This window comes from Dongia soli (assembly GCF_034044715.1).
GTDB lineage: Bacteria > Pseudomonadota > Alphaproteobacteria > Dongiales > Dongiaceae > Dongia_B > Dongia_B soli.
On sequence record NZ_JAXCLW010000001.1, the window covers coordinates 459,859 to 476,513 of the forward strand.

At 56.6% G+C, this 16,655-nt stretch carries 10 protein-coding genes; 5 read left to right on the forward strand and 5 right to left on the reverse strand.

Features of this window, described 5'->3' with window-relative positions:
- Nucleotides 1–11 precede the first annotated feature (11 nt).
- Nucleotides 12–401: a hypothetical protein gene (locus SMD27_RS02060; protein WP_320506677.1), complete on the forward strand. Its 390-nt coding sequence runs from the start codon at nucleotides 12–14 to the stop codon at nucleotides 399–401.
- 110 nt (nucleotides 402–511) lie between these two features.
- On the opposite strand, the gene SMD27_RS02065 is transcribed toward SMD27_RS02060, so the two are convergent.
- The 3 genes from SMD27_RS02065 to SMD27_RS02075 all read right to left on the reverse strand — a co-directional run bounded on the left by SMD27_RS02065 (nucleotide 512) and on the right by SMD27_RS02075 (nucleotide 3,851).
- Nucleotides 512–898 carry a response regulator gene (locus tag SMD27_RS02065; RefSeq protein WP_320506678.1) on the reverse strand — a complete coding sequence of 129 codons (387 nt, stop codon included), beginning with the start codon at nucleotides 896–898 and terminating at the stop codon, nucleotides 512–514.
- 304 nt (nucleotides 899–1,202) lie between these two features.
- Nucleotides 1,203–2,942 carry a cache domain-containing protein gene (locus SMD27_RS02070; protein WP_320506679.1) on the reverse strand — a complete coding sequence of 580 codons (1,740 nt, stop codon included), beginning with the start codon at nucleotides 2,940–2,942 and terminating at the stop codon, nucleotides 1,203–1,205.
- 72 nt (nucleotides 2,943–3,014) lie between these two features.
- Nucleotides 3,015–3,851 carry a response regulator gene (locus tag SMD27_RS02075; RefSeq protein WP_320506680.1) on the reverse strand — a complete coding sequence of 279 codons (837 nt, stop codon included), beginning with the start codon at nucleotides 3,849–3,851 and terminating at the stop codon, nucleotides 3,015–3,017.
- Between the two features lie 220 nt (nucleotides 3,852–4,071).
- On the opposite strand from SMD27_RS02075, the gene SMD27_RS02080 reads away from it, so the two are divergent.
- Both SMD27_RS02080 and SMD27_RS02085 read left to right on the forward strand, forming a co-directional pair.
- Nucleotides 4,072–4,290, forward strand: a complete 219-nt coding sequence (locus SMD27_RS02080) for a NepR family anti-sigma factor (protein ID WP_320506681.1) — start codon at nucleotides 4,072–4,074, stop codon at nucleotides 4,288–4,290.
- Between the two features lie 65 nt (nucleotides 4,291–4,355).
- Entirely contained in the window at nucleotides 4,356–4,943 is a 588-nt protein-coding gene (locus SMD27_RS02085; protein WP_320506682.1) for a sigma-70 family RNA polymerase sigma factor, read from the forward strand.
- 12 nt (nucleotides 4,944–4,955) lie between these two features.
- Here SMD27_RS02085 and SMD27_RS02090 read toward each other — a convergent pair whose 3' ends face one another.
- Nucleotides 4,956–7,277 carry an AAA family ATPase gene (locus SMD27_RS02090; protein WP_320506683.1) on the reverse strand — a complete coding sequence of 774 codons (2,322 nt, stop codon included), beginning with the start codon at nucleotides 7,275–7,277 and terminating at the stop codon, nucleotides 4,956–4,958.
- 155 nt (nucleotides 7,278–7,432) lie between these two features.
- Entirely contained in the window at nucleotides 7,433–9,394 is a 1,962-nt protein-coding gene (locus SMD27_RS02095) for a hybrid sensor histidine kinase/response regulator (protein WP_320506684.1), read from the reverse strand.
- Nucleotides 9,395–9,837: 443 nt separating this feature from the next.
- Here SMD27_RS02095 and SMD27_RS02100 point away from each other — a divergent pair, with 443 nt between their 5' ends.
- Nucleotides 9,838–13,260 (forward strand): maltotransferase domain-containing protein, encoded by a 3,423-nt coding sequence (locus tag SMD27_RS02100; RefSeq protein ID WP_320506685.1) that lies wholly within the window; start codon nucleotides 9,838–9,840, stop codon nucleotides 13,258–13,260.
- Complete coding sequence (gene treS, locus SMD27_RS02105; protein ID WP_320506686.1) at nucleotides 13,257–16,586, forward strand: maltose alpha-D-glucosyltransferase; 3,330 nt, start codon at nucleotides 13,257–13,259, stop codon at nucleotides 16,584–16,586. The genes SMD27_RS02100 and treS overlap by 4 nt, the downstream gene beginning before the upstream one ends.
- Nucleotides 16,587–16,655: the final 69 nt, after the last annotated feature.

Sequence of the window (16,655 nt, forward strand, 5' to 3'; positions counted from 1 at the left end):
GGAACCATTCGATGACCGTCGTGTTGATGCCCGTCTTCTTTAACGCGATAGGCACCACGATGTTCTGGCTGGGGCTGACAACGCTTTCGATCGGGGCATTCATCATTGAATGCCTTTTTTTCCTTTTCATCTTGCAGATTCCCTATTTTGCCAGCGCTCTGGCGGCCTCACTGAATGTGGCGATGGGATTGTTCGTCGCCGGCATTGCCTATTGGCGACGGCAACCTGTCGAAACCTGGTTGATTTACGGTGCCTTTGCTTGGCCGGCAGCGCTGATTCATCTCCTAAGCATCCCCAGCAACCGCGCACAGGCAGTTGTGCCCGAGCCGGTGATATTGTCGGAGACCGCCGAGAAGATTGCAAAGACGGCAGCAGGGCAAGAAATTCCGCGCCTGCCCTAGCTACAGCCTCAAAGCCTGCGGCATCGAGAAATCCCATGGTCATTTTTCCAAATCACTTGAGGCTGGCCCCCCAGTGCGGAGGACGCAGCGTCACGCCTCTGACGAAGCGGTTACTGATCGCATGTACATTTTAGACCGAACTTCTCCAGCACAGCTTCCAGCTCGTCCAGATCGTACGGTTTTCCAAGATAGGCGACGAGAGGATCGTCTTTGAAGTTTTCTTCCACACTTTCCTTACCGTAACCGGTCACGAGCGCGATCGGCAGCTGCTCATTCAGCCGGCGGAGTTCCCGCGCCAAATCGTCTCCTTTCCGGTCCGGTAAACCGATATCGATGATGGCTGCCTTTATATCATCAGCATGTGCGCGAAACTTGCTCGCCGCATCAGACGAATTGCCGGCCTCGTCAACCTTCCACCCCAAATCCTGCAATGCTTCCGATGCAATCAAACGAACAATTGCGTCGTCTTCAACCAGCAAAATGGTGTGCCCTTGCATCTGCCCCCTCATAGCACTTCAGCAGTATCGGCTGTCCCAGCGGCTCCTGTTGGCCTTTAGCGGGATGCATCGTCATGGCGCTGGCATCCCAAGAGATCCGCCCTCAGACGTCTAACGCAGGCGTTTCTGCCTTTGGTCTTTGCAGTGAACGCAACGAACCGTCATATAGTTAAGCGGCAGAACTGCAAGGCTTCAACTCAATTTAATTAATCGGCACCCTCTCTGCACAGCGAAGCGAAGCTTGCCGGATGCTGCCTGGTGTTTTTCTTACCATGACCTTTGTCACAGTGGGCGCCCATTCTGCTTATGCTTCCTTGCGGATGTCGGCGGGATTGGCCGGTTCCTCATGCAAGAAGAAGCGTATGGTTGCCGCGCCGGGATTGCTTTCCGTGCTCTCAATATCGCCTCCCAGTTGCTTGGCCAAAGCGCGGACGAGCGAAGCACCGAGACTCGATTTCTCGAGGTAGTCAGAGCGCGGTGTAAGAGCGACGCCTGAAAACGAGATCACCAGCGTAGCCTTCTCGTTATCCGTTGATGTCAAATTCAAGCGGATCGCGACCGCAGACTGTTCTGAAAATGATTTGACGCCGCTGCAAACGATCTCCGTGATCACGAGCGCTAAAGGAACGACTTTATCTATATTCAGGTTTTGTTTCGCAATTTCCGCGCGAAGTTGAATATCGCCCCGCTTTCGCAGATGCCCCCCCAGCAAATTGCAGAGGGCATCGACGAAAGGTTGCAACGCCACCGACTTCATATCTTCTTTCTCATAGAGGTGCCGCTGGGCGAGGGCCAAAGCACTGACTCTTAACTGAAGATCCGAAATGCCGACATGCTCCTGGTCGCTCATCGGCAGCCGTGAATAGAGGCTGAGGAAACTGATGACGATTTGAAGATTGTTTTTGATACGATGGTGCAGCTCGCGCAGCATTCGTTGGCGCTGATCGACCATTTCATTCAGAGCCGCATCCCGGTCGTGAATCTTTTGCGCCATTCCCCCCAATGTTTCGCCCAGGTTTCTCAGTTCGCGCGGCGCATTCGTAAGTCGGATTTCCGGCGCCAGATTGCCCTGGCTGATTTCATAGGCCACCTGGGTTAGCCGTTCGGTCCATTGGGTGATCAGAAGTCGCGTCCCCACAAGTGCGACACCGATGCCCGTGGCAGAGATAAGGCATAGAACCAGAATTTGAGAAAACAGGCTATTCCTGGGTGATTGCTGCAAATCTGCCAGCGGCATGCCCAGCAGCACGTAGAGCGGATAACCTGTGACCGGAATCAGTGTATAGAACCGGTCCACCCCATCCCGCCCCGTTGCACCGAATTCGTGCTGCATTCCGTCGCGAATGATGTGCTTTTCCGCTGATGCGGGGAAGGCTTGCTGCGTCTGCGCGCCAGGCGATGTCAGCTCGACCACCGCCTTCCCCGTATCATCCAGTATGTAAAGGCTGGAGCTCTCGGGAAGAGGCGTGCCGGAATATAGCTCCGTGAGCCAATCGATACGCAGGTCCAGAGCAAGGACCCCAAGCAAGTGCCCATCGGACGTCAAGACGGGTGCCGCCAGGACAAAGACCGGTTGGTTTGATATCCGGCCAATTAGGGAACCACTTAATACGAAGTTGCCGGTGCTGACGACCCGCTTGAACCAGCCGGACTGCGCGACATTCAAGGCACCTTTTTGGCCGGCCGGGTAACAGATCGGCTCGCCATCCAGATTAGCGAGGACAGCCCCGCTGAAGCTCGGATAGGGTTTCAGGGCGGCGGCAAGCAAGGCCGCGCATTGTGTGCTGTCCTGTCCGGCCGCGGCGGCTAGGATCGCAGGGTCCCTGGCCAGACCCCGGACCAGTTGCTCGTTTCGCTGCAGGATGTGCCGCTGGTCTTCAGCAACGAGCGCGCCATATCGTGCGATGGAGGCGCGCCCCGCTTCCATCAGGTTCGCATAATGCCGGGAGGCGACGATGATCCCGAATAGACTTGGGATGAGAACGGCAAGCGCAAAAATCAGAACTAGACGATAACGTAATGAATCGAAGAGCTGTTGCCGCATGTTCCCCGGGTCAATAACTTCGATTCAATTGGGTTCACCCTCGGCCGCGACATCGCGCGACCGGCATGAATATCAGCCGGCCGCCTGCCGGTCCGGGCCGTTACCCGATTGGTTGGAGCTTCGGTTGGAGAGCGCCTGGGTTATCGTGACGCGCAGCGTATCCGGCTCGAAGGGCTTCGTCACAAGATAGGTTGGTTCGGGGCGATCCCCGGTCAGCAGCAGCTCGGGATAAGCGGTGATGAAGATGACCGGCACATCTGATGACGCCAGTATTTCCGTCACCGCCGTGAGACCCGATCCACCGGCACCAAGATTGATGTCGGCCAGAATGAGGCCCGGCTTGCGGGCCGCCGCCAAGGCAATCGCTTCGGCCTGATTTGACGTCGTGCCGGCGATCTTATGTCCCATTTCGGTGACGAGGCTGCAAATATCGAAAGCAATCACTGGTTCATCCTCGATTACCAGGATCGAGGTCGATAGCTGCTTCTTAACGGTATCCCAAGCATCCCGCAGAAGATCGACCACTTCTGTCTCGGAGATACCCAGAATGGCCGCAACATCGGACGTCGAGAACTTCTCCAGGACCGTGAGGAGGAGAACCTGCCTTTCGGTTGGCGGAAGCGCATCCAAGCGCGCCTGGATGGAATGGTCCGGGGACACTTCCGTGCCGGCCGGCGCGTCGCTCGTTGCGCCAGGCGTCATCCGCCAGACATCGTGAAACAGCTTAAAGAGCTGCACGTGGACATCGTCATCGGCGGAGATGACAGACGGTTGATTCAAAATAGTTTCCAGACACAGGCGCACATACATGTCGCCGGATTTTTGCGAACCGAGCAATGCCCTCGCATAGCGGCGCAAATATCTGACATTAGCCACGATAGTCTCGGAAAGGTCGTGACCGGATTTCATTCCCTACTCCTGTCCAGAAACAGCTATTCTTCCAGAGACTAGACTCGCCTTAACCGCCGCGAGCCACACATTTTCGTGAATTCACGCATTCTTCCCCAAATTCTTTAAGTATGCGCACATATTAGGCGTGTGAGGCTAATGCATCGGGCATTGAGCTTGAGGGCTCCGTTTACTCCCAGCTTTCACGGTATTCGTTGTGCAATCAGAGAAGAAACCGAGCATGTTGAAGGACGAACGCCAAAACATCGGTGGCGGAGAGAGTTGCTCGAAGGTCGACGACACTGGCACGGATAACTGCATTTCGATTGAAGAGCATGCCCCGATCGTTATTGATCGGTGGTTCGATGCTCAGGTTAAGCGGTTGTATGGCGAAGTCGTTTCGGAAGACCTTCCTGATGACCTATTGCGATTGATCACGAAACTAAGGAAGTCATTCTGACATTGGCGGCGCTTGGCCATCTGGCCCGGCAGGCAAAACGATGAGGGCGTAGATTGATCAGCACCATGCAAAAGACAGATGTGGAGAGCTTTGATTTCAAGGCTTCCCTCGTCGATGCAATACCCCATCTTCGCGCATTTGCGCGTTCACTCACTCATAACGCCGATTTCGCGGATGATCTCGTTCATGATGCCGTTCTTCGGGCATTGGATGCGGCCGAGCAATTCACCCCCGGCACGAATTTCCGGGCCTGGATATTCACGATCCTCCGGAATCACTTTTACAATGAAGTCAAACGCTGGCGGGGTCGCGTCGTCTCGCTCACCGACAGCCAGGCGAACCTGCGCAAGATCGATCCGCAACAGGAAGCCAATCTTGAATTCGACGATTTCCAGCGCGCATTCTGGCAGCTGTCGCCCAACCAGCGCGAGGTCCTGACCCTGGTGGGCGCAGAAGGTCTGACCTATGACGAGGCCGCCCAGATCTGCAATTGCTGTGTCGGTACCGTTAAAAGCCGGGTATCGCGCGCCCGCTATGAGCTGAAGCGGCTGATGTCAGACGATTCCTTGGTGTTGCGGCGCATCGAATTGGCAAAGGCCTGCAAGGACCAGAACCGCGCGCCGTTGCGTCTCAAGAAAATCGGCGACTACTGAACCCTCGCGGGTTCAGCCCTGAAACGGAGGACTGTCGTAAAGCCGCTGCGTTTCGGAAAACTGTGCCAGATTGGCATCCATCCGAGCATAAATAGCGGCAGCTTGACGGGTCAGGTCGTGGGTATCGCAGTCCGACAGATCCGCGCTCGGCAGCGTGGCGAAGATCGCCACAGCTTCCTCGACACGGTCAATTGCCCAGATTTTGAAACGGCCCTGCGCGAGCGCTTCGGCCACTTCCTCCGCCAACACTAGATCGCCGATATTGGCTGATGGCAATATGACGCCGCTGAGAAGACCCTTGCGGCGATTGCCCTCGGTGGCCTCGTAAAAACCTTCAACCTTCTCAGTCACATCGCCTACCGCCTGAACATCGCCCAGTTGGTTGAAAGATCCCGTCACCGCCAAATCCTGACGGATTGGCATCCCGCACACGGCCGAGATAATTGCCACGAATTCGGCGACCGAGGCGCTGTCGCCCTCGATCCGGCCGTAATTCTGCTCGAAGGTAATCGAGCAATCGAACGAGAGAGGTCGCAGGCGCCCGAACTGACCGCGCAAGTAACCCTCGACGACGAGAGCACCCTTTTGCTGGCTGCGACCGGAAAGCTGCGTCACATGCTCGATATTGACGACTCCCTTCCATCCGATGGAAGCGCGCGCCGAAACGCGGCTGGGGCGGCCGAATGCATAATCGCCAACCTCCCGCACCGTGAGTGCGTTCACCTGCCCGATCGCCGTGCCCTCTGTGGTGATGGCTATATGCCGCCGCGCGATGCTTTCGAGAAAGCGTTCCTCGGCGCGGCGGTTACGATGCCGCCGCGCGTTCCACGCTATCAATATCTCATCGCGGGACAGCGCGTTCGAGGGACCGGCGATACGCTGCGCCTCGCGGATCAGGTCATCGAGCAATTCGAAACGTGCGCTCAGAAGATCCCGGCGGCCAGCAATCTTCGACGACAGGCCCAGCAGGCAATCCACCGCGTCGGTCGTGTACCGCATACCGTGACGCATGATCGCGCGCTGTAGTATGGCCCCAAGGGTCGCGGCATTTTCCACGCTTGCAGGCATATCGGGATCGATTTCCGCCCGGATTTTGAAATGCGCCCGGAACTCTGTATCGTCGGAAAAATGCTGATAGAAAGTTGCCGGCGAGCTGATAACGATGATCTTCACGCTCAAGGGAATGGGTTGTGGGCGCGGCGTGGCGGCCACCGGCATCGATCCCATCCGGTGCCTTTCCTCGATAGCGATCATGCCGTCGCGCAAGGCAGCCTTCAATGCGTCGATAACGCTGTCATCCTTGGCGAGTGATTCCGCCCGCAGAACCAGGATACCTCCATTTGCCCGATGAAGGGAGCCCGGACGGATCAACGAAAAATCGGTCTCGAACGAGCCTTGCTGGCGCCGATATTCGATCGCGCCGAACAGATTTTCATAGGTCGGGTTGGGCTCGAGGATGACCGGCACACCGTCATTATCGGTCTGGTCGATCAGGAGATTCGCCCGGTAGCGTACCGGCACATCCACCGAACCATCCCGCACGAGACGCGCAATGGTGGTCACATTGGACAGCATGTCGGTATTGAGATCGTCGATCCAGTTGCAAAGGTCCTGGTAAGGGGCAAACTGATCGGAGAAAGAGCACCGCTCCTTCGTAATGATCACTTCGAGCGTTTTTCGGTCGAGTTCAGTTGCGGCATATTCGGCCGAGGCTTTGATCTTGCCGGCTTCCTCTTCGAATTCCGTCGGATTCTCGAACAGTCCACGCGACGCGGTCTTCTCGTCCGCGTCTTCCTCTCCATGACTTAAGCGCAGCGCCGCTTCCATCTTCTTGGGTGTACCACGCTTGCCCCCGCCGTTCCGGTCGTTTCCGCGGCGCAGCTGCCTTCGCTTGCTGTCCAGCTCGCGCTCTGCCTCGCGATAAATTTCCTCCAAACGCACTCGATGGATTTCGCTTTCGAGCGCCGCCTTGAACATCGTGAAGACGCGCTTCACGTAGTGCGTCAGATGCTCTTCGAAACGCCGTCCTTCGCCGGGACTGACACCGAAGGCGCGAGGCTCGTGTTCAACCCAAAAGTTCTGCAGATATAGCCAGTCCTGGCGAACCAGATGTTCGATTGGCCGACGATAGCGCAGATAATCAATCGTAGCCGTCATACGGCCCACATTCTCATCGCCGATTAAAATCACATTGAAGTCGGGTCCACTGATGGAAAGCGCTAGGTCGATAGCTTGACGCGCCCTTATGTGGCTCGACAGGTTAAAGACGTCGCCGATGCCGGGTTCCCAGCGGTGCTGAGGAATGGAAACGTCCGTATATCCAAGCGATTGCATCTTCTACTCCCCACCCAGTCTCGCTTGCCCATCGCCGCAGCACGATGTCCCTTTCGCCGCCAGCATCCAATCGGAGCTTACTAAACAGCGGCGTTATGCCTTCGTTCCCATCTGGGAACGGGCCCATATCACGGCGACACTCATCAGTTGTCGCCTTATAACCGGACTTGCCGGTCCCTGCGCCGCACGGCCAAAGATTGTTCGATGGCCGCAATCAATCCTTCGGAATCATACGGCTTCATCAGCAGACAGAAATTGGCGGCCTTCGCCATGGTCATGGAAGCGGCATAGCCGGTGGCCAGAACAATGCTTAGATTCGGCCAGCGTCTTGTGACCTCTTCAGCCAGCTCCAAGCCGTTCATGCTACCCGGAATGACTATATCGGAAACCAGGATGTCGATCTCTTCGAGCTTGAGAAGGTTCAGTGCATCCTGGGCAGTTCCACAAGAATTGACGTGATATCCCGCATCTGTAAGCATCTCCACCGCTAGTTCGGCGATGGTGCTGTTGTCCTCCACCACTAAAACTCTCTGGCGCTGATTAACCTCTTCTTCCGCCAGATTTTTGGCCGCAGGGAGGAGGATCGACATGATCGTACCCTGGCCCTCGACGCTGCTGAAGTTCATGGAGCCGCCGGATTGCTTGGCAAAGCCATAGGCCTGACTTAGGCCAAGGCCGGTGCCCTTGCCAACTTCTTTGGTTGTGAAGAACGGTTCGAAAACTCGATCTCTCATCTCAACCGGGATGCCGATTCCGTCATCGACAATCGAGACTTCGACGTAATTTCCGGCATTAAGGTCCTTCTGCTTCTGTTGAATCCGATGATTCCTCGCCCGCAGCACGATCGTGCCGCCATTTGGCATCGCGTCGCGCGCGTTGAGACAGATGTTCAAGATTGCCAATTGAAGCTGGTTCGGATCGACCTCCACCGGCCAGAGGTCGCTGGCGATTTCCTTTACGATGCGAATATTGCCGCGGAGCGAACTCAGCAAATTGTTCGCGACCGATTCCAGGCACACCTCGATGCGTAGCAGCTCCGGCCGCAATGATTGTTTGCGCGAGAAAGCCAGCAAATGCTTTGTCAGCATTTCCCCGTGGCGAACGGCTTTGCAAATGTTTCCGAGCACACGCTCGACCCTGGCGTGATCGACGATATGGCGCTGGGCCAATTCAGCACTGGTCAGGATGATTGTCAGCAGATTGTTGAAATCGTGCGCCACGCCTCCTGTCAGCTGGCCCAGCGCTTCCATTTTCTGCGCCTGAAATAGCTCTTCCCGGGCGAGCTCCAATGTACGCTGCGCTTCGATCTTCTCCGTGATATCTCGGATAATGTTCACATAACCGATAAGAGCGTTGTGCTCGTCATAAATCGCGTCCAGGATGGTGTTTGCCCAAAATTTCGAACCGTCCTTCCTGATGCGCCACCCTTCCGATTCAAATTTTCCAAGACGCGCCGCGGCTTCCATCGCCACCGTGGGTTCCTGCAGGCTCGCCGCTTCGGTAGAGTAAAAACTGGCGAAGTTGCGACCGACAATTTCATCTTCCGCATAGCCGAGGATGCGTTCGGCGCCCCCATTCCAGGTGCTCACGCGTCCCTGGATATCCATCATGTAAATAGCGTGGTCAGCCACGCTTTCGATCATCATGCGAAAGCGCCGTTCGCTCTCGGCCAAGCGTTGCTCTGTCAGATATCGTTGGGTGATATCTCTGGTAACCTTTGCAAAGCCGATGACATCACCATTATCGTTGCGAACGGCATCGATCACGGAGAGCGCCCAGAACCGGCTGCCATCGCGCTTGATGCGCCAGCCCTCACCTTCGCATCGTCCCACGGTTCCGGCGGTGCGCAGCATCCGGTCCGGCACGCCCGCAGCCCGCTCTTCCGGCGTAAAAAAAATCGACAAATGACGGCCGATGACGTCGTCGGGAACATATCCCTTGATATGCTCCGCGCCCGAATTCCAACTGACGACGTAGCCTTCGGTATCGAGCATGTAGATCGCGTAATCGATCACGGCGTCGATCAGAATCCGGTATCGGTTCGGATCCATTAACAATGCATCGGTTCGTTTCGGCCGGTCGGTCATAAAGCTACCTGATATCTTGCTAATATTCATAGCACGTTTGCCTCGATGATCCGCAAATTTTGGCCCGGAAAACGGAGAAGCATTTCACACCTATCTTGTAACGAGCCCGGCCAAGCACCTCCCCTCAAAAACTTGTGAATTCCGTCACTTGCTTGCTCTACGTGGCGGCCCTTGTTGGCCCAGGTAGGCGAGTGGTCGCGCCATAAAGGTCGCGTCTTCTCGGTATGGACTTAACGCGAGGCTTCAACGCGAAGCAAGGGGATGCGATTCGACCCAGCCTTGCTGATGTGATTAGCATTAGGCCGAAGCAAGGTCGTCCTCAGTGGCATGACGGCTATCATCCGCAGATCGTCCATTTTCCATCGCCGGTCTCTCAGCCGAGGGAACCTTGGACACTCTTCTCTTGTTCAATAATGGCTCGGCATGACCCTACTTCAGCATCACGAAGTTAATTCCATCAGGGGAGAAGGCGGGTGGCTGAACGATCGAAGAAGCAATCCGGCATGAGAACATTCGCCCCAAAAATTTCGCCACTCGCCGCGGGCAATGTCTCGGCTGGCGATATCTCGTCGACCGGCCCGCGTATCTACAATCTGTTTCCATCTCTTCTCGGTTCCGTCCGGCAATGGACTGAGCACCTTCCGCGTATTGCGGATATGCAATTCAACTGGATCTATCTCAATCCGTTTCATGCCCCCGGCTATTCCGGCAGCCTCTATGCGATCAAAAATCCTTACGCGCTCAGTGATTGGGCAGGGGCAGGCATAGCGCCTCAGGAGGCCGATACTGCGTTGCGGGAATTCGTGGCATCGGCCAAGCGACACGGCATTGCCGTCATGATGGATCTGGTGATTAACCACACGGCGAAGGACGCCGACCTCTTCGGCGAACATCCGGAATGGTATCGACGAAATGCTGATGGATCACCCTACAGTCCCCGAGCGGTCGATCCTGACGACCCGCAAAAGGTTACAATTTGGGAAGATCTGGCTGAGCTGGATTATGAGATGCCGTCCGTCCGGGCTGCTTTGGTAGACTATTGGTCTACCTATATCCAGCATTATGCCGGTCTCGGTTTTAACGGCTTCCGGTGCGACGCGGCCTATCAGGTGCCGGCGCCGGTTTGGAAGGCGTTGATCGAGATAAGCCGACGGAACCATCCCGATCTGGTCTTTTTCGCCGAGACCCTGGGCTGCACCACCGAGCAGGTAGCAGCGCTCGCCGGGGCCGGTTTCAACTATATCTTCAACAGCGCGAAATGGTGGGACTTTGCCGCGCCTTGGCTGCTGGACCAATATGATCAATTCCGCCTGATAGCACCGTCGATCGCATTCCCCGAGAGCCATGACACCGAGCGCCTGGCAAGCACGGTGGATGCCGCTAATCCTGCGGCGATATCAGCCGTCCTCAAATTCCACCTGGTATTCGCCGCGACCTTTTCCGCCGGCTATATGATGCCGATCGGCTATGAATACGGTTTCCGCCAGAAGCTCGATGTCGTCTACACCCGGCCCGAGAGTTGGGAAACGACAGGCATCGATATCGGCGACTTCGTGACGGCCGTCAACCGTATGAAAGCGACAGTGCCTGCCCTGAATGTCGAAGGCTATCAACGCCGCATCACGGCGCCCGCTGCCCCCGTTGTAGGATTGCTACGGCTTTCTGGCGGTCACGTCGCCGAGGCCGAAGAATGCGCCCTGCTGCTGTTCAACCCTGATCGGCAGGCATCACATGAAGTAGCGATCGGCCCGCTTTTCAATGAGACGGGCGGATATTTCAGCGATTTTACCGATGTGACACCCTTCGCCACGGAAACCACCTTTTCACCTGCGGAGGTGCTTAACCTCGAACCGCTTGAAGCACGGATCTATCGTGGCCGGAAGAAACCTCGAGCGGCAGATCAAGGAGAGTCGAAGCGTGCCGAGGTCGACCCGTCAGAATTCTCCGCAAACCGCGTGGCGATAGAGAACGTCTATCCGGAGATCGATGGCGGAAGATTTGCCATCAAGCGGACGGTTGGCGATGTTCTGGAAATCTGGGCGGATATTTTTTCCGATGGCCATGACAAGTTGCAGGCTTGCATTAAATATCGGCCGGTTGACGCGACCGACTGGTCTTCATCGCCCATGGCTCTCTACGATAATGATCGTTGGGTTGGGCGGATCGGCCTGACGGAAAACGCCGATTACCTCTACACGATCGAAGCCTGGCGGGATCTCTTTGGCAGCTGGCGAAACGACATTATCAAGAAGCGTGACGCCGGCCAAAAAATCGCGTTGGAGCTCGAAGAAGGCTTGGTTTTGATCGACAAGGCTGCCACGCGCGCTAAGGCGGCTGGCCGTGATGAGTTCGCGCAGCTTCTGGCCGAAGCTACGCGTTTTCAAAATGACCCAGACCAACGGTCGGCCCTGCTGCTTGATCCTTCAGTCCATGAAATGATGCTGCGCTGGGAAGAGCCCGCCAATCTGTCCCGATACCAACATAATCTGCGGGTGATGGTCGACCGCCAGGCGGCGCTCTATTCCGCATGGTATGAATTGATGCCTCGGTCGCAGAGCCCCTCGGCGGGACGCAGCGGCAATTTCGACGATGTCATCGCCAGGTTGCCCTATGTCCGCGACATGGGATTCGACGTGCTGTACTTCCCGCCGATTCATCCCATCGGGAGCACCAATCGCAAAGGCCGCAACAACAGCCTGACAGCCAAACCGGAAGATCCCGGCAGCCCGTACGCGATCGGTGCTGCCGCCGGTGGACATACAGCCATTCATCCGGCGCTCGGCACGCTTGACGACTTTGACCGTCTGGTGCACGAAGCGCATCGCCACGGCCTTGAGATCGCATTGGATTTTGCGATCCAATGTTCGCCCGATCACCCCTGGATCCGCGAGCATCCAGAATGGTTCGACTGGCGTCCCGACGGCACCATCAAGTTCGCGGAAAATCCGCCAAAAAAATACGAAGATATCGTCAATCTGCATCTCTACCGCGATGCCCTTCCTGGGGCCTGGTATGCTTTGCGCGATGTTATCCTTTTCTGGATCAACCACGGCGTCAGAATCTTCCGCGTCGATAATCCGCATACGAAGCCATTGCCTTTCTGGGAGTGGATGATCGCGGACATCCGGAGAACTTATCCTGAGGCCATTTTTCTTGCTGAAGCCTTCACGCGCCCGAAGATGATGAAGCGCCTGGCGAAAGTGGGCTTCGCACAATCCTACACTTACTTTACCTGGCGGACGACAAAGCAGGAATTGACCGATTATCTCCTGGAACTGACACGGAGCGAGGCGCGCGAATATTACCGGCCCAACTTCTTCGCCAATACGCCGGATATCAATCCCTACCACTTGCAGACCGGCGGGCGCCCGATGTTCATCATTCGGGCAACCCTGGCAGCGACGCTTAGCAGCGCCTACGGCATCTATAGCGGCTTCGAACTTTGCGAAGCGACGCCGGTACCGGGCAAGGAGGAATATCTCAATTCGGAGAAGTACGAAATCAAAGTCTGGGACTGGAACCGGCCGGGTCATATTCGCGATCACATCACACGCCTCAATCGCATCAGACGCGACAATCCCGCCTTACATCAGCTCACCAACCTCACTTTCTACAATGCCTTTAACGACCAGATTCTGCTTTACGGGAAGATGACCGCCACCAAGGACAATGCGATACTCATCGCCGTTAATCTCGATACCCGTCACATGCAGTCGGCGAATTTCGAAGTACCGTTATGGGAGTTCGGCCTAGCTGATGATGCGGCGATCGACGTCGAGGATTTGCTTACAGGAAAATCTTTTCGTTGGCAGGGCAAGATTCAGCACATGGCACTTGATCCACAGATCAATCCCTGTGCCATCTGGCGCCTATCGCCTGTTGGAGGAAGGGCATGAACCGTCAGACCCGCCAAGGCCTGCAACTGGTACGTCCACGAACCATCTTCGATCGAAGCGATCCGCTTTGGTTCAAGCGGGCCCTCATCTACGAAGTTCATGTCAAAGCCTTCTACGATTCGAACAATGATGGCATGGGCGATATCGCCGGCCTCACCCAGAAGCTCGATTATTTGCAGGATCTCGGCATCACCGCCCTTTGGCTGTTGCCCTTTTATCCATCGCCCTTGAAGGATGATGGCTACGACATCGCCAAATACGCCGCTATCAATCCCGCCTATGGCAACATGCGCGATTTCCGACGCCTGGTCCGCGCCTGCCATGATCGCGGCATCCGAGTGATCACGGAGCTGGTCATCAACCACACCTCAGACCAGCATGCCTGGTTCGAGCGCGCCCGGCGAGCCAAGCCAGGATCGGTGGCGCGTAACTTTTATGTCTGGAGCGATACCGACCAAAAATACAGCGATGCGCGCATCATCTTCACCGATACCGAGAAGTCGAACTGGACCTGGGACCCGGTTGCCGGCGCCTATTACTGGCATCGCTTCTATTCGCACCAACCGGATTTGAATTTCGACAATCCCGCTTTGCTGCGCGAGCTGATCAAGATCATGCGGTTTTGGCTGGATATGGGCGTCGATGGGCTGCGCCTTGACGCCATTCCCTATCTTGTCGAACGCGAAGGAACGAATTGCGAGAATCTGTCGGAGACACATGACATCATCCGGCAAATCCGCAAGGAGATAGATGCAAGCTATCCCGATCGCATGTTGCTGGCCGAGGCCAATCAATGGCCCGAAGATGCGGCGGCCTACTTCGGCAACGGCGATGAATGCCACATGTGTTTCCACTTCCCGCTCATGCCACGCATTTACATGGCAATCGCGCAGGAAGATCGCCATCCGATCACCGATATCATGCGGCAAACGCCGGAGATCCCCGCCAATTGCCAGTGGGGCATTTTCCTGCGCAACCATGACGAACTCACGCTGGAGATGGTCACCGACCAGGAACGGGACTATCTCTGGAGCTTCTATGCTGCCGATTCCCGGATGCGCCTCAATCTCGGCATCCGGCGGCGGCTGGCGCCGCTGCTCGGCAATGATCGTCAGAAGATCGAGTTGCTCAACAGCCTGCTCCTGTCGATGCCAGGAACGCCGATCATTTATTACGGCGACGAGATCGGCATGGGCGACAATGTCTATCTCGGCGATCGCGACGGTGTCCGAACCCCGATGCAATGGACCTCGGATCGCAATGGCGGTTTCTCGGGCTGCGATCCCGAACGGCTTTATCTGCCGACCCTCATGGACCCGATCTACGGCTATGAATCGGTCAATGTCGAAGCCCAGTCGCGCAGCCCGTCCAGCCTGCTGAACTGGATGAAACGAACCATCTCCGTCTGCAAACAGCACAAGGCGTTCGGTCTGGGAACGCTGCGCTTCCTATATCCCGGTAACCGAAAGGTCTTGGCTTATTTGCGGGAGCATGAGGAGGAAGTCGTTCTCTGCGTGGTTAACCTCTCTCGTTCCGCCCAGGCCGTCGAACTGGATCTGTCGCGGTTCAAGGGACGCGTCCCGGTGGAGCTCTTGGGACGCAGCCCGTTCCCACCGATCGGCGACCTACCTTATCTCCTCACCTTGCCCAGCTACGGCGTCTTCTGGTTTATCCTGCCGGAACTTGCCGACGCGCCGCGCTGGCACGCGGCAACACCCGAGCCGTTACCGGAATTCTCCACCTTGGTGATGCGCGACAGCTGGGACTCGCTCACCAGCGGCCGCGAATCCCAGGAGCTCGCCAATAATGTGTTGCCCAAGTTCATCGCTCAGCAGCGCTGGTTCGCCGCCAAGGACGACCGCGTCGCCAGCGCCAGGATGATCTCCTATGGAACACTGGTTAAGGGCGACAGAGAATATCTGCTGTTGCAGTCGGAGCTGTCCCTGGCGAATAGCGGGGAAACGCAACGCTATTTCATCCCCCTCGATAAGTCCTGGGAGGACGCTGCGGGTACAACCGGATGGCCCCTGACGCCCTTTATGCTGGCCAAGGCGCGACGCCATGCCAAGGTTGGCGCCATATATGATGCACTCGCGGCCGATCATTTTACTTTGGCCGTCATCGACGCGATGCGGAATAACATTGAGATACGCGGCCAACAAGGAACCACGATTTTCCGCGCGACCGAGATGTTGCAGGACGTCGCTATGGACGATGTTCAGGTCTCCCGCATGGGTGTCGAGCAAAGCAACAGCTCCGTCATTATTGGCGACAAGGCCGTTCTGAAAATCTATCGGCGCCTGACCACAGGCGAGCATCCTGAAGTCGAAATCGCTCGCTTCCTGACGCAGAAGGCGGGTTACCCAAACATACCCCCACTGCTGGGCACTGCAGAGCAGCAAGATACGGACGGGTCACTGCATGCTCTGGCGGTGCTGACTGGCTTTGTCAGAAATCAAGGCGATGGCTGGACTTATACGCTGGGTTATCTGGATCGTTTCTTTGACGAGACGCGTCTCGTCGAGACGGCGGACACTCCATCCCCAGTGGAACAGCACGGAGCCTATCTGGAGAAAGCCAAGATGCTGGGACGCCGGACGGGCGAGCTGCATCTGGCCTTTTCCAGTGATGACAGTTCGCCGGCCTTCGCCCCTGAGCCGATCACCAACGGCGATTTTCAGGAATGGCGCAAGAGCATCAACAAGCAGGCCACACAAGCATTCGCCGCCCTGAAGCGTCGCCTGGGCGATCCGGATCGGATCATCCATGATGCGGCCGAAAAGCTATTGTCGCGGCGCGATGAATGCATGGCCGCCATTCAACGGCTGACCGCTGGGAAGTCGGCCGCTTACAAAATCCGGATTCATGGGGATTATCATCTAGGCCAAGTTCTGATCGCGCAAAATGACTTCTATATCCTGGATTTCGAGGGCGAGCCCAGCCGCAGCCTGGCGGAACGGCGAGCGAAATATGCCGCTTTCAAGGACGTGGCGGGAATGCTCCGGTCCTTCGAATATGCGGGTTGGGCGGCTCTGTTCGCGCGAGAGGAACATGAGCCGGGCATTCTTGTTAAATTAGAATCTGCGACCGAAGTCTGGCGGGGCTGCGCCCAGCAGAGCTTCCTGAACAGTTATCTCGAAACGGTCAACAACAGTCCTAGCTGTCCGCCGGACCGCGACGATGCAATGGCTTTACTCAATCTCTTCCTCCTTGAGAAAGCGCTTTACGAAATCAACTACGAAGCCGCGAACCGGCCGTCCTGGCTACGCATCCCCCTTGCGGGTCTGAACAGGCTGCTCGACTCGCTTGCGGCTGCGAAAGGCTAATTATGGCAAGTCCAGATAAACGTCAGCCTGCATCCCGGCCGAAGAGCGCTGCGACATCCCCGCGCCGCG